The organism is Chloroflexota bacterium, assembly GCA_026706485.1.
Lineage (GTDB): Bacteria > Chloroflexota > UBA11872 > UBA11872 > UBA11872 > JAJECS01.
This window is the reverse complement of the sequence record JAPOYR010000008.1, coordinates 97079-111062: the sequence shown is the minus strand read 5'-3', so window position 1 is coordinate 111062 and position 13984 is coordinate 97079. Positions and strand designations below refer to the sequence as shown.

Here is a 13984-nt window from a genome sequence, read left to right as displayed (position 1 = left end):
CGCCGCGAGGCCGACCGTGTCGCGGCGGGCGCGTTCGACGGCTTTGCTCCGTCATACGGACAATGAATAAGTAGCAGCCGTGATTTTGCTCCGACAAAAAAGCCGGCGCGTCTACGCCCGCCGCCGCCGCGTCCCGCCCGAGCCGCCCGATCGCAGTACGGCGGTGAACGCCTCTTGCGGCACGTCGATCTGGCCCACGCGCTTGAGCCGTCGCTTCCCGGCCTTTTGGGCTTCCAGCAGCTTGCGCTTGCGAGTCACATCGCGGCCGTAGCACTTGGCCAGCACGTCCTTCCGCACCGGTCGCACGGTTTCCCGCGCCACGATGCGCGACCCCACCGCCGCCTGCACACTCACCTCGAACTGCTGCCGTGGAATCTCGCGCTTCAGTCGCAGGGCCAGGTCGCGCCCAATCTCCGCGGCGCGCGCCCGGGGCACGATCGTCGACAGCGCATCCACCATCTGGCCGTTGAGCCGCATGTCCAGCCGCACGAAATCCCCCGCCCGATATTCCCCAAAGCTGTAGTCGAGCGAGCCATACCCGCGCGTCGCGGACTTGAGCGCGTCGAAGAACTCCGTCAGCATCTCGCCGAGCGGCAGGCCGTACTCCAGCAGCACGCGCGTCGGCTCGAGGTATTCAAGTCGCCGGTGCTCGCCGCGCCGGGACTGCAACAGCTCGATCACCCCGCCGAGATGATCCTCCGGTGTCACGATGGTCACCACCATCCACGGCTCCCGCACCTCGCCGATCTGCGACGGCTCCGGCAGGTCCGCCGGCCGGTCCACGCGCATGAGTTGGCCGTCGCGCGTGGCGACCTCGTACTCGACCTGCGGGGTCGTGAGCACCAGCTCCAACTCGTATTCCCGCTCCAGCCGCTCGCGCACGATGTCCATGTGCAGCACGCCCAGGAACCCGCAGCGAAACCCGAACCCCAGCGCCGCCGACTGCTCCGGCTGGCTCACGATCGCGGGATCGCTCAGCCGCAGGCGGTCCAGCGCCTCGCGCAGGTCCGTGTAGCCCTCGGGATCGGTGGAGTAGAGGCTGGCGAACACCAGCGGCTTTGGCGTGCGATAACCCGGCAGCGGCTGCGTCGCCGGCGCGTGCTCGTGGGTCACCGTGTCGCCCACCGGCCACTCGCGGACTTCCTTGAGCCCGGTGGCCACGTAGCCCACGTGTCCGGTCGTTAGCCCCTCGCGGGCGCTCACCGCCGGGGTGAACACCCCCGTTTCGACCGCCTCGGCCCGTGTCCCGGTCTGCATAAGCCGCAGCCGCTCGTTCCGGCGCAGCGATCCGTCGAACACTCGCACGCTCGCCACCACGCCCCGGTGCTGGTCGTAGCTCGAATCGATCACCAGCGCCCGCAGCGGGGCGTCCGGATCTCCAGCCGGCGGCGGGACGGCCTCGACGATTCGGTGCAGCAGGTCATCCACGCCCGCGCCCGACTTGGCGGAAACCTGCAAGACGTCATCGACGCTCGCGCCGAGAAAGTCCGCCAGCTCCTGCGCCACCACGTCGGCTCGGGCGGTCGGCAGGTCGATCTTGTTGACCACCGGAATCACCGTCAGGTCGTGCTCCACCGCCACGTAGGCGTTGGCCAGGGTCTGCGCCTCAATGCCCTGGCTGGCGTCCACCAGCAGCACCGCCCCCTCGCACGCGGCCAGCGAGCGCGACACCTCGTAGCTGAAGTCCACGTGGCCCGGCGTGTCGATCAGATTCAGCGTGTAGGCGGTGCCGTCAAGGTCCAGCTCCATGCGCACCGGATGCGCCTTGATGGTGATGCCGCGCTCACGCTCGAGGTCCATGGAATCGAGCACCTGGTCGCGCATCTGGCGCGCGGTCAGCGTGGCCGTGCGCTCCAGCATGCGGTCGGCCAGCGTCGATTTACCGTGGTCGATGTGCGCGATGATGCAGAAGTTGCGCGTGTGCGCTTGATCGACCTCGCCGCCGGAGTTCATGCCTGATTCTATTCAGCGGGCCATGCGCTGCGGCCAGCCGGCGATTCGCCCGACCAGCTCATCCAGCTCCGGGATGCGCATCAGACGCGCCGCGCCCACGTACACCACCAGCGCCGTCGCCAGGTAGGCCGCCAGCCACCCGCCGCCCGCGATGGCGTCCGACGCCGGCCAGGTCGCCAGCCGCAGCCCCCCGATCGCGGCCCCCATCAGGGCGGCCGCCAGGCCGATGCTGAGCAGCCAGCGCCCGTCCGCGCGGTGCACGACCAGGCCTCCGTGGCGGCGCAGAATCGCCACCAGGATCACCGCCTCGACGAGGACGCCGATCGACAGCCCCAGCGCGATCCCCGGATTCCCCATCACCATCGAAAGTGCCCATGACAGCACCATGTGCAGCGCCAGCGAGCCCGCGCCCACCGCCACGGGAGTGCGCGTGTCGTGCATGGCGAAGAATCCGCGCACCAGCACCTCCACCGCCGCGTGCCCCGCCAGGCCCACCGCATAAAACCGCAGCGCGTTGGCCGTCAGCTCGGTGGCTCGGGCGTCGAACGCATGCCGTTCGAAGGCCACGGACACGATCGGTTCCGCCAGCACCGCCAGCACCACCGCCGCCGGAACGCTCAGGAACAGCACGATCCGGCCCACGCCGTGCACGCGGCGAGCGAACGCGGCGCGGTCCCCGCTGATCCAGCGATGGGCCAGATCGGGCAGCGCGGCTTCCCCCAGCGCCATGCCGAATACGCCCAGCGGCAGCAACATGAGCAGAAAGGCGTTATTGAGCACCGCCACGGCCGACGGACCCTGCAACGACGCCAGGATGTTGATGTAGATCAGGCTGGCCTGCAGCACCGCCACCCCGAGCATGCGCGGCACCATCAGGCGGATGACCTTGCGCACGTCCGGGTCCGCCCACGCCGCGCCCGGATGCCACGTCGTGTAGTCGAAACGACGCGTCGTGGCCTCGCCCGCGCCAAAGATGGTGGGCAGCCCGGGCGTCTGCACCAGCAGATGCAGACCCGTGCCGATCAGCGTGCCCCACACTAGGCCGGTGAGGCCGAACACCCGCGCCAGACCCAGCGCGCCCGCGATGATCCCGAGGTTGTAGAGCAGCGGACTGAGCGCCGGCAGGGCAAATTTGCGCTCGGCCTGCAGCGCCGCCTTGGCCACGGCGCTCATGGCCAGGACCACCGGCGAGATCATCAGCCAGCGCGCCGCGTCGGTCGCCAGCGCCACGGTTGCGTCGGGAAAGCCCGGCGCCACCACGCGCATCAACGGCTCGGCCAGCAGAGCGCTGATTCCCGCGAGCACCGCGCTGGCTCCAGCGACCAATGCGCCGATACGCCCCACGAACTGCCCCAGCGCCTGCGGATCCCCGCGCGCCTTCACTTCCGCGTAGACCGGGATCACCGCCGACAGCAGCGCGCCGCCGGCCAGCAGCATAAAAATCGTGTCGGGAATGCGGAACGCCGCAAACCACGCGTCGGCCTCCGGTCCCACGCCGAATTCGGCATTGATGGCGGCCTGGCGCACAAACCCCAGCACCCGGCTGACCAGGATCGACGCCACCACAATCGCCGCCGCACGACCGACGCCCGCCCCCAGCGCATCGCCCCGCGGCTCGGAGTCAGACTCCCGTGGATTCATCAGCGAGATCTCGACGTGCCCGCCGCTACTATGGAGCCCCCGGCCTTCGCCGCCCGCAAGGCGCCCGCCCGCCGCATGTCATTCACCCCCGACGACCTCGAGTTCGTCTTCCTGTCCTTCGAAGGACCGGACCAACCCTACGCCCAAGCCGGCGGACTCGGCGTCCGCGTCACCCACCTCACCCAAGCGCTGGCCCGAAATGGTTTCCAGACGCACCTGGTCTTCGTCGGCGACCCCACCTTGCCCGGCAGGGAGACGCGCGAGGACGGCTGCCTGCATCTGCATCGCTGGTGCCAATGGATCAGCGCCTCGCACCCGGAGGGCGCCTACGCGGACGAAGTTGCCAAGGTTCATGACTACCAGGATTCGGTTCCGGCCTTCGTCACGCAAGCCATCGTCGAGCCGGCCCTCGCCGCCGGGCGGCGCGTGGCGGTCATCGCCGAGGAGTGGCACACCGCCGACGCCCTGTCCCGGCTCAGCGACTCGCTGCACTTCCTGGGCATCCGCGACGCCGCCGTTCTGCTCTGGAACGCCAACAACGACATGTCGTTCGACCGCATCAACTGGAATCGTCTGGGATACGTCGCGCAATTCACGGCAGTATCTCGCTTCGTCAAGGCCCAGATGTGGTCGCACGGCGTCAACCCGCTGGTGATTCCCAACGGCATCCCGTCGGAGTTGCTGGAGCCCGTCGACGCTGACGCGGTCGACGCCGTTCGCCAGGCCGTCGGTTCCGGCCCCTGGTTCTTCAAGCTCGGACGCATGGACCCGGACAAGGGCTGGCTGGCGGCGGTGGAGGCCGTGCACCGTCTGCACGAGGGCGGCGTGCCCGCCCGCCTGGTGATGAAAGCCGGACAGCTGGAAGCTCACGCCCACGAGGTCTACGGCCACATGGCCTGGCGCGGGCTCCAGGCGGTCGGCGTGCACACCGACGATCGATCGATTGCCGGCATCGCGCAGGCCCTCGCCGACGCCGATCCCGACGCCGCCGTGCTCAACGTCGAGTTCTTCCTGCCCGACGATGCGCTGCCCGCGCTCTACGCCGCCGCCGACGGCGTGCTCGCAAACAGCGGCTACGAGCCCTTCGGCCTAGTCGGCCTCGAAGCCATGGCGGCGGGCGGCGTCGCCTACGTCGGATCGACCGGCGAGGACTACGCCATTCCCATGCGCAACAGCGTGGCCCTGGACGATGTCGGCAGCCCCGACGAGATCGTGCAGGTGGCGCGGCTGCTGCGCGACGATCCCGAGCTGGCCGAGCGCATCCGCACCGGCGCGCGCGAGACCGCCCAGCTCCACACCTGGGACGCGCTGCTGCCACTCTTGCTGAGCAAGTTGCAGCTCGCCGGACAGCGTCAGGGGTTGCGCGGGCTGTAGCATCACGTGGGCCGGATTCGACATCGGCCCGGGAGTTGACGACCTCTGGCCGAGCAACTGGTCATCTACACGGTGCTGCACCAGCCGCGTCGCGTACGGCTGCCCGCGGTCGAACTGCCCCGTGGCGCGTCCGCCGCCGAGTTGGCGCGCCTGATGTTCGATCAGGACCTCAACCGCCACTACTTCCAGAAGGTCGCGCGCTGGTGCTATCGCCCCGCGCTGCCGCTCTGGCGTCGGCTGCTCGACGAGGGCCTGACGCTGTCGCTCGGCGTTCCCCTTTCGACCGTCAAGCAGTTCGAGACCTGGGCGCCGGAGTTGTTGGAGGAAATGCAGGGGCTGGTCGCCCATCCCCGCGCCGAGCTTGTGGCCGTGGAGCCGTTTCACGCCATGACCATGCTCATCGACCTGCCGACGTTCACGACGCAAATGGAGTTCGCCCGATCCGGCGCGGCCAAGCGCTTCGGCGTCGAGCCGGTCGTGGCGGACACCACCGAGATGCTCATGTCCGCCGACATCTATCGCGCGCTGCAGACCGCCGGCTATCAGGGCGCCTTCATCGACGGGCGTCAGTGGGTCATGGACTGGCGCGAATCCACGCATCGCTACAACTTCGACGGCGGGTCGCTCAAGATCCTGCCCCGACACTTTCCGCTCAGCGACGACGTCGGCTACCGCTTCTCGAACCAGAGTTGGGACCGCTGGCCGCTCATGGCCGATACCTACGCCCAGTGGGTCCGCGACGCGCCGGGCGAATTCGTCCTGCTCGCGTGGGACTTCGAGACCTTCGGCGAGCATCACAATCGCGACACCGGCATTTTCGAGTTCCTGAGAGCCTTGCCGGCCGCGCTCGCCGAGAAAGGCGTCACGTGCGTCACGCCCAGCGAGATCCTGCAAGCGCCCGACCAGGAGGTGCACGACCTGCCGCTTACGCCGTTCCCGGCCACCTGGGCGGGCGAAAGCGGCGGCCTCGAGTTCTTCCTCGGCAACCACGCGCAGCAAGCCATCTACCGCCTCATGAGCGTGGCCTACGGCGCGGCGCGAATGACCGGCGACGCGGAGCTGGTCGAGATCGCCCACTGGCTCATGCAATCCGACAACCTGCACTGGCTGCAATGGGTCGGCCGCGTCGGCGCCGAGGCCGACGTGTCGGCCTATTTCACCCCACAGGAGTGGATGTGGATGGGCACCGAGCGCCTGCTCTGGGAGCACCAGCGCGTCTACGTCAACTTCCTGGATGCCATTGCCTAACCGACTCGCGCTGAGTCCACTCCCGTTCGTGGTGAGCCTGTCGAACCACGCCCTTGGGGACGGTTCGCGACACTTCTGCGCACCCCCCGCCGTCATTCCGGCGAAGGCCGGAATCCAGGGTTCGTATGACCGATGTCCGCTGGCCCTTCGTAATTCCCGCGGAGGCGGGAATCCACCCGCCATCCAACCTGGAAGCGCCGGTCCGGTCCCCTCTCCCACGGGGAGAGGGCGAGGATGAGGGGCCGTCCGGTGGCCCGCGCTGCGTGCAGCGTGGGAATCCCCATGGTCGCTCGTCCCCCTGCTGTCATTCCGAGCGCAGCGAGGAATCTAAGGGGCCGGAAGGCGGCACCGCGGCTCGGGTGGATGGTCGCCACGCCCGCGGCCCGGTCCGGTCCCCTCTCCCACGGGGAGAGGGCGAGGGTGAGGGGCCGTCCGGTGGCCCGCGCTGCGTGCAGCGTGGGAATCCCCATGGTCGCTCGTCCCCCTGCTGTCATTCCGAGCGCAGCGAGGAATCTAAGGGGCAAGGAAAAACCACGGCGGCCCGGGCGTTTCGCCGCCACGCCACAGGCCGATCCGGTCCCCTCGCCCTGGAAGGGAGAGGGCTAGGGTGAGGGTCATCCGGCACTCCGAAGCGCCCACCCCTTGATGCGCATCGCCATCGTCACTTGGGAATATCCGCCCCATATCGTCGGCGGCCTGGGCACCTACGCCGGCGCCATGGTCGCGGCCCTGCGCGCCGCCGGGCACGAGGTGGAAGTCTTCGCCGCCCTCCGCGCCACCGACCCGGACCCGGCGGACGGCACTCACTGGACCCGCCCCCTCGAGCTCACCCCACTCTATTCGTCGCTCCTCAACGGCGAAGCCCAAGCCTGGGGACCCCTGCTCGGCGAGCTCGCGGCGACCAACGTCCTCTGGGCCGACCGCGTGCGCGAACGCCACCGCCGGGGGCCCTTCGACGTGGTGGCGATCCACGACTGGCTCGCCGCGCCGTCGGGCCTCGTGCTCGCGCCGCTGGTCGATGCGCCGGTGGTCTTCCACGTGCACAGCACCGAGCGCGGACGCCAGCCTGTGGCGTCGTCGCCCATCGTCCAGTCCTGGGAGCTGACCCTGGGGCACGAGGCGGCGGCGGTCGTCACCGTCAGCAAAGCCATGCGCGAGGACCTGGTCGCGCACGGCTGGCCGGACGACCGGGTCCAGGCCGTCTGGAATGGCGTGGATACGCGCCTCTATCACCCGCTCGCCCCTGGCGGTCCCGAGGTGCGCGCGCGCTACGACATCCCGACAGCGGCGCCGGTGGCGCTTTTCATCGGCCGGCTCACGGAGGTGAAGGGCGTGCGGCAGCTTGCCGCGGCCTGGGGATCGGTTGCGTCCCAGTGCGCCGGAGCCTGGCTCGTGGTGCTCGGGTCCGGCGAGCTGGAGCACGAGCTGCGCGACACCTTCGCCCACGCCGGGGGGTCGGATCGCGTGGTCATGCGCACGGAGTTCGTGGACGAGCAGGAGCGCATCGCGCACTACGTCGCCAGCGACGTGGTGGTGCTGCCCTCGACCTATGAGCCGTTCGGCCTCGTGGCCGCCGAGGCCATGGCCTGCGGCAAGCCGGCCGTCGTCGGCGCGCAGGGCGTGGTGGGCTTCCGCGAGCAGGTGGTCGCGGGCGGTCCGGAGCAGACCGGCCTGCACGTCAACGGCGCCGACCCGGATGACATCGCCTGGGGCCTGATCCACGCCCTGGAGGACCGCGACCGCCTCGCCGCCTGGGGCAAGAACGCCCGCACTCGCGCCGCGTCCACCTTCACCTGGCAACGCTCCGCCACCGCAACCCTCGCCGTCTACCAATCCGCCATCGAGGCCCGCTGTCATGCGGCAGTCTGGTCCCCTCTCCCACAGGGCGAGGGTTAGGGTGAGGGGTTGTCCGGCTTCCGGATAGCCCGGGGAATCCACGACCAGCACTTGAACCACCAACCTGTCATTCCGAGCGCAGCGAGGAATCTAAGGGGCCGTGCAGAGCAAGGCCGTCCAGGCGGTCTCGATCCCGGCCCAAGGCCGAAATGACGCCACATGCAGGCCCGCCCGGCAGTTGCGACCAGCGGAGACCCAAACCTGAAAAGCCGGGGTTTTTATACACGTTCGGCGTTTAACTTCGACGCCGAATAAAAGGCCGTGTCCGGTCCCCTCTCCCACAGGGAGAGGGCCAGGGTGAGGGGTCGCCCGGCGGTCGAGTCCCGGTGGCCCGCGCTGGGTGCAGCGTGGGAATTCCACCGAGAACGCTTGCGCCACCCACATTGGCATTCCGAGCCGCAGGCGAGGAATCCAAGGGGCGGGAAAGCGGCACCGCCGCCGTAGACATCGCACGACGCCGGAAGAACCGCGAAGGCGCAGCCGGGCGTCAATGACTCCCAAATCAGACTGTCTATTTGTGATGTAGTATCTTTATAGCTATGAAACCTATACAGATCACATTCGACGAGGCGCTCCTCAAGCGGCTCGACGCGCACCCCGCCGTCCGGGAGCGGGGTCGCTCGGCCGTGCTGCGAGAGGCGGCCGCCGCCTACCTGGCCCGCAAGGACGCCGAGGACATCGCCCATCGATACCGCGCGGGCTACGGCGATGCCGCCGGGCTTGACGCCGAGTTCGAGGGCTGGGCCGGCGAGGGCGCATGGCCCCAGGACTAGACGCCGGACCGCGTCGCGGCGAGATCTGGCACTACGGATTCAGATCGCCCGACAAGCGGCGTCCGGTCGTCATTCTCACGCGCCAGGAAGTGCTCCCACTGCTCCACACGGCAATGGTCGCCCCCATCACGTCCACCATCCGCGGCCTGCCCAGCGAGGTCGTCGTCGGCCCGGACGAGGGCCTACGTCACGGCTCCGCCATCAACCTCGACCACGTCCAAACCGTCGAGCAAAACCGCCTCCACCGCTACGTCGGCTCGCTCAGCCCAACCAAAATGCGCCAGGTCTGCCGCGCCCTAGCCATAGCCACCGGCTGCGCCTGACGTCGTTTCTGGTTCATCCCGTCCGTGTAGGGGCAGCCCTAGTGGCTGCCCTCTGCTTCGATACTCCCCGGCTACCAGAGGGCGCCCACTAGGGGCGCCCCTACGCGGACTTAGGGATCGTTTGGCTCAGAGTTTCTCGGACGACCTACGAGCGACGGGACCGATTACGCAGACTCCCAGGGATTGATGACCGTCACGCCGAGTCGCCCGAAGTCCCGCACGTTGCGGGTGACCACGTTGAGGCGGTGAACCACGGCCGTGGCGGCGATCATCGCGTCTTCGATCAGCGATTCCGGCTGTCGGTGCTTGAGGCGCGCCCACTCGCGGAACGCCGTTGCGTCCATCGGCAAGACGCCGTAGGAGGCGAGGACCTGGCCGAGCCAGGCTTCGAGATCTGATGCCTTCGCCGAGTCTCGCTGCCGGATGATCTCGATTCCCGCCTGTATTTCACCGACGGTGACCGCCGACAGAAAGAGTCGCTCGCCTGGCGCGTCGGTGATCCAACGCACGACGGACGGATCGGGAAACGGCCGCCGCAGCTCGGATACTACGTTGGTATCGAGGAGATACACCGGTCTACTCGAATGCTTCGGGGATTCGCCGGCGATGCGGTGCTCGCGGCGGGGTCAGCGAGTCTGTCCGCGCCTCCGGGGTGAGCAGCAACTGCTTGAGGTCCGGCTTTGTCCGCTGTTCCAATCGCCGCCACTGCTCGATCGGCACCAGCACGGCGGTTTCGACGCCGCGCTTGGTCACGATTTGCGGGCCTTCCACGAGACTGGTGGCCAGGAACTCGCTGAATCTCGCCTTGGCGTCTTGTACTGGCCAGACTTTACCCATGTCGCCTCCGTGAATGATCACTCTGACTAGACTTAAGACTAGTCGGATATGGCCCTATCGGCAAGCATCCTTCCTCTGCTGAGAATCGAGCTGTGGAAGTGTGCGAGACGCTCGGCGCGCCGCCTACCCTTCGGCCAGCCTCACCTGCTCCAGCACTTCTCGATTCCAGATGAACTCGGGCATGCGGCCTTGGAGGACGCGCACGACGGCCAGCGCCGCGCGGCGCTCGAGCTCTAGGACCGATTCCTCGGACATGAACGCCGCGTGGGGCGTGACGATGGCGTTGGGCTCCGCGAGCAGGGGGTGGCCGTCCGGCGGCGGCTCGGCCTGCAGCACGTCGATGCCCGCGCCCGCGATCCAGCCCTCGGACAGCGCGCGGGCGAGCGCGTATTCGTCGATCAGCGGCCCCCGGGCAGTGTTGATCAGAAAGGCATCCGGCTTCATGGCCTGCAGCTCGGTCTCGCCGATCACGTGGTGGGTTTCGGGCGTCAGCGGAGCGTGCACCGAAATCGCGTCCGACTCGGCCAGCAGCCGCTCCTTGTCCACCAGCTCGGCCCCAATGTCGGCCACGCGGTCGGCCGTGATGTAGGGGTCGTAGACCAGGATCTTGAGCCCGTGGGGAATCGCGCGCAGCGCCAGCGCGTGGCCGATGCGACCGTAGCCCAGGATGCCCAGGGTGCGCCCGCGCATCCGGTAGATGGGGCGCGCGGGCTTGGTCTCCCAGCGGTCCGCCTTGGTGAGCCGGTCCAGCGCCACGATCTTGCGGGACAGCGCCATCAGCAGCGCCATGGCGTGGTCGGCCACCTCTTCGATGGCGTAGTCGGGCACGTAGGTCACCGGAATGCCGCGCCGGGTGCAGGCGTCCACGTCGATGTTGTCCGTGCCCACGCCGGTGCGCCCGACCACCCCCAGGCGGGGCGAGGCGGCGATCACGCGCTCGGTGACCTTGGCGAAGCAGGTGAGGATCCCCGTTACGTCCTGCGCCAGCTCGATCAGCCGATCCTCGTCGGGGCTATCCGACTCGATCACCTCCGCGTCGAGCTCGGCGAGCACCTCGCGCTCCGGCGCCGTGCTGGGCCAGGCGATGTCCGTGATCAGGATCTTGTGGCCGGCGGTCTTCTCAGACATAGAGCCCCACGCGCGCGGTTCGCAAGCACCGCGACTTTAGAGACGGCGCTTTCCCAGTGTCAACGCCAGTGCGCGTAGAGTGCGGAGTGCCTCTAGGCAAAGACGCGCCCCGACGATGCCATTGCAGGTCAATCCCTGCCGAAGCCGGCAAGGTCACTAGGTGCTCAACGTCCCCGCCGACGACGAATGGACCCTGGAAACCGAGCGTCTGCTGCTTGCGCCAATGACCGAAAGCGACGCCGCGGAGCTGCACGAGCTTCGGATCCTCGACTCCGACGCACCTGCCGACGACGGACCTGACGTGAGCCTTCCGCGAGTCCGAGCGCGAATCCGCCGCTGGGAGCGCCGGCGGTCGCCGGACGGCGCCGAAGTCTGGCTGAACTGGACGCTTCGGCTGAAGGACGACCAAACCGCGGTCGGGCGCATGCAAGCGACCGTGACCGAACAGTGGGCCGACATGGCCTGGCTAGTCGGACGACGCTTTCGGAAACAGGGCTATGCAACCGAGGCCGCGCAGCGCATCGCCGCCTGGCTGCTGGAGTTCTTCAACCCGAGAGAAGTCCGAGCGACGATCCACCCCGAGAACACCGCATCCCAGCGAGTCGCTGCGAACGTAGGCATGCGTCGCACCGGCGAACGGACCAGCGAGGGCGACGAAGTGTGGACGCTGCGGCTACAAGCTCGGCGACCTTAGCGAGGCGCCTTTTCCGATCTAGGCGTGAGCGCGGGGCGTCTGCCCGCGGAGCGCGCCAGACTATCAGTCGCCACGGAACGCTCCATCGACGGCACTGCCTAGATCCTCGAATCGGACCGGTCGGGCTCCGATCCGATATAGCGATCCAAGACGGACGGTCTTCTGATCGCCGAAATGATCCTCTAGTGCAGCGGTCGACAGCACATAGAACTCCCACTGCGAAACGTTCAGAGGATCAATGGCTTCGACCGGATCGCTAGCACGATGGGTGTGCAAGCAAAACACGTAGACATCCGCGGAACGCGTTGGGGTGTCCGAAAATTGATCAGTTTCAGGATCAAAAGCGAGAGTCTTTGCGATATCGAAAGTTGGTGTCGATTCCCTGGCCTGCCTCCAATATTGAACATACGCCGCGGATTTGACCTCGATCCTGACCTCGTGGGTACTCGTGAGGTCGTAGTTGCCCCACGGGTCCCGTGTCCCACTCATAAGACAGGCATCGCCCACGGCAACTCCAACGATGTATTCGGCCACTACGGCACGCTGGGTGTTCGCGACAAGGTCGGAGCCCATCCATTGCCAGAATTGCAAAAGGTCATTTGATTCCGAGACTGGCTGCCCGTCGGCGTGTAGCCGCTCGCAACCAGTCCGCCTGAAAGGTGTAATCCACTGCAGCGACATGGCAAACCCTCGGCCCACAGATCGCGGCAAGTCTATGCAGTGCGAGCTCGGCGCCCGCGACCCGCCCTCAGGGGCCAGTGGGTCCGGCTGACCTACGGCAAAACCTTCGTCGCCGTGTCCCCCACGCGCACCCTCCCCGACTGCACCACGCGCGTGTTGATGCCGCGCATCCGCATCTGCCGTCCCAGCGGCGTGCTGATGAAACGCAGCGCATCGTGTCCGAACCGCGCGGCGAACTTGGCGCACCCCGTGTGCGGTTCCTTGGAAATCTCGATCACCGCCGACCCGATGGCGAGTTGCGATCCCGGCGGAAGGTTCTCCTCGCTCATGTCGATGTCGATCACGAGCTGATCGCCCGCCAGCGGCCAACGCTCCTCGGACTGCGCGAGCAGGTCGAGCAGGCGGGAGTTGATGATCGTGATTTGCGCCGCCGGGTTCGGACCCCCAGTGGGGGTGACCGTGCTGCCGCGGTCCTTCCAGCTGTCCCCGACCAGTCCGGTTTCGGTGTCGAGCTCACCCTCCGCGATCACCTCGCGCGCATCGACCTCGGGTCGCCGCACGATCATGCGCACGGGACCTCCGTCCGCCGGCGACTCCCGCAAATGGTCCAGGCCGGCTTCCAGCTCGTCGCCGGTTCGGTAGAGCGCCGCGCCGTTCGAATCTCCCACCTTGGTCTCCTCTGATTTCGCGAACGTAGGCCTAGAGGCGTTCACGACCGGTAGATCTTGCCCGGTGCGTGGTGCAGTGGCGGTCGGTCAATCCTCTAGCAGCCCTGCGTCCACATGCTCACGTTCGGCAGACAGCCTTCGATGGCCTTCACTTCCCGGATCGCGACCGGCACCTGCGAGTTCTCGATCTTCGTCAGCGTGGTGGCCGATGGGGCGTGGTCCTCCTTGAGGTGGCCGAAGATCGTGTGGTCGCCCGAGACCGCGTCGCTCGCGTCCAGGTCGCCCAGGAGGATGTAGAACCGCGATCCGTTGGAGTTGTCGGCCCCGTTGGGCGCCATTGCCAGGAGACCGCGCGCGTAGGGCCGTTGCGGCGCCTCGAGCTCGTAGGTGTAGCCGGGCCCGCCCGTTCCGGTGCCGGTTGGATCGCCGGTTTCGGCCAGCACGCCCGGCAGCACGCGATAGAACTCCATGCCCGTGTAGAACCCCTCGTTGAGGAGGAACGTGAAGCTGTTGACCGCCAGCGGCGCTTCCGCCGGCAGCAGGATGAACGTCATGCGCCCGACGTCGGTGGTGACGATGACGCTATAGGGCCGCTTGGGGTCGATCCCCATCTCCGGGTAGGACGCGAACGTCGGCGGCCCTTCGGGCTCGGATTCGCCGCAGGCGGCCACCACCATCGCGATCGCCAGCGCCAGTGCAACGACGACCATTCGCCGCATCATCTTGTTCCCCCGTGCGTCGTCACCAGCCCACGGCCCATTCTGCCGC

14 protein-coding genes are annotated in these 13984 nt (G+C 67.9%); 6 read left to right on the top strand and 8 right to left on the bottom strand.

Annotation, left to right across the window (positions count from 1 at the left end):
* Positions 1 to 111: 111 nt before the first annotated feature.
* Both lepA and murJ read right to left on the bottom strand, forming a co-directional pair.
* Positions 112 to 1953 carry a translation elongation factor 4 gene (gene lepA, locus OXG79_06525; protein MCY3783424.1) on the bottom strand — a complete coding sequence of 614 codons (1842 nt, stop codon included), beginning with the start codon at positions 1951 to 1953 and terminating at the stop codon, positions 112 to 114.
* Between the two features lie 12 nt (positions 1954 to 1965).
* Entirely contained in the window at positions 1966 to 3594 is a 1629-nt protein-coding gene (gene murJ, locus OXG79_06520; GenBank protein ID MCY3783423.1) for a murein biosynthesis integral membrane protein MurJ, read from the bottom strand.
* Between the two features lie 15 nt (positions 3595 to 3609).
* On the opposite strand from murJ, the gene OXG79_06515 reads away from it, so the two are divergent.
* The 5 genes from OXG79_06515 to OXG79_06495 all read left to right on the top strand — a co-directional run bounded on the left by OXG79_06515 (position 3610) and on the right by OXG79_06495 (position 9208).
* Positions 3610 to 4968 carry a glycosyltransferase family 4 protein gene (locus OXG79_06515; protein MCY3783422.1) on the top strand — a complete coding sequence of 453 codons (1359 nt, stop codon included), beginning with the start codon at positions 3610 to 3612 and terminating at the stop codon, positions 4966 to 4968.
* Between the two features lie 72 nt (positions 4969 to 5040).
* Entirely contained in the window at positions 5041 to 6216 is a 1176-nt protein-coding gene (locus tag OXG79_06510) for a glycoside hydrolase (GenBank protein MCY3783421.1), read from the top strand.
* Positions 6217 to 6861: 645 nt separating this feature from the next.
* On the top strand, positions 6862 to 8112 hold the full coding sequence (locus OXG79_06505) for a glycosyltransferase family 4 protein (GenBank protein ID MCY3783420.1): 1251 nt from the start codon (positions 6862 to 6864) through the stop codon (positions 8110 to 8112).
* 539 nt (positions 8113 to 8651) lie between these two features.
* Complete coding sequence (locus tag OXG79_06500) at positions 8652 to 8885, top strand: ribbon-helix-helix domain-containing protein (GenBank protein MCY3783419.1); 234 nt, start codon at positions 8652 to 8654, stop codon at positions 8883 to 8885.
* Positions 8870 to 9208 carry a type II toxin-antitoxin system PemK/MazF family toxin gene (locus OXG79_06495; protein MCY3783418.1) on the top strand — a complete coding sequence of 113 codons (339 nt, stop codon included), beginning with the start codon at positions 8870 to 8872 and terminating at the stop codon, positions 9206 to 9208. The genes OXG79_06500 and OXG79_06495 overlap by 16 nt, the downstream gene beginning before the upstream one ends.
* A 164-nt stretch (positions 9209 to 9372) precedes the next feature.
* Here OXG79_06495 and OXG79_06490 read toward each other — a convergent pair whose 3' ends face one another.
* The 3 genes from OXG79_06490 to OXG79_06480 all read right to left on the bottom strand — a co-directional run bounded on the left by OXG79_06490 (position 9373) and on the right by OXG79_06480 (position 11173).
* Positions 9373 to 9780, bottom strand: a complete 408-nt coding sequence (locus OXG79_06490) for a type II toxin-antitoxin system VapC family toxin (GenBank protein MCY3783417.1) — start codon at positions 9778 to 9780, stop codon at positions 9373 to 9375.
* A gap of 4 nt (positions 9781 to 9784) precedes the next feature.
* Positions 9785 to 10045 carry a type II toxin-antitoxin system Phd/YefM family antitoxin gene (locus tag OXG79_06485; protein MCY3783416.1) on the bottom strand — a complete coding sequence of 87 codons (261 nt, stop codon included), beginning with the start codon at positions 10043 to 10045 and terminating at the stop codon, positions 9785 to 9787.
* A gap of 123 nt (positions 10046 to 10168) precedes the next feature.
* Positions 10169 to 11173 (bottom strand): C-terminal binding protein, encoded by a 1005-nt coding sequence (locus OXG79_06480; GenBank protein ID MCY3783415.1) that lies wholly within the window; start codon positions 11171 to 11173, stop codon positions 10169 to 10171.
* 160 nt (positions 11174 to 11333) lie between these two features.
* Here OXG79_06480 and OXG79_06475 point away from each other — a divergent pair, with 160 nt between their 5' ends.
* Positions 11334 to 11867, top strand: a complete 534-nt coding sequence (locus OXG79_06475; GenBank protein ID MCY3783414.1) for a GNAT family N-acetyltransferase — start codon at positions 11334 to 11336, stop codon at positions 11865 to 11867.
* A 63-nt stretch (positions 11868 to 11930) separates the two neighbouring features.
* On the opposite strand, the gene OXG79_06470 is transcribed toward OXG79_06475, so the two are convergent.
* The 3 genes from OXG79_06470 to OXG79_06460 form a co-directional block, all read right to left on the bottom strand.
* Entirely contained in the window at positions 11931 to 12548 is a 618-nt protein-coding gene (locus OXG79_06470) for a hypothetical protein (GenBank protein MCY3783413.1), read from the bottom strand.
* A gap of 92 nt (positions 12549 to 12640) precedes the next feature.
* Positions 12641 to 13216, bottom strand: a complete 576-nt coding sequence (locus tag OXG79_06465) for an MOSC domain-containing protein (protein MCY3783412.1) — start codon at positions 13214 to 13216, stop codon at positions 12641 to 12643.
* Positions 13217 to 13311: 95 nt separating this feature from the next.
* On the bottom strand, positions 13312 to 13926 hold the full coding sequence (locus OXG79_06460; GenBank protein MCY3783411.1) for a peptidylprolyl isomerase: 615 nt from the start codon (positions 13924 to 13926) through the stop codon (positions 13312 to 13314).
* Between the last annotated feature and the right edge of the window lie 58 nt (positions 13927 to 13984).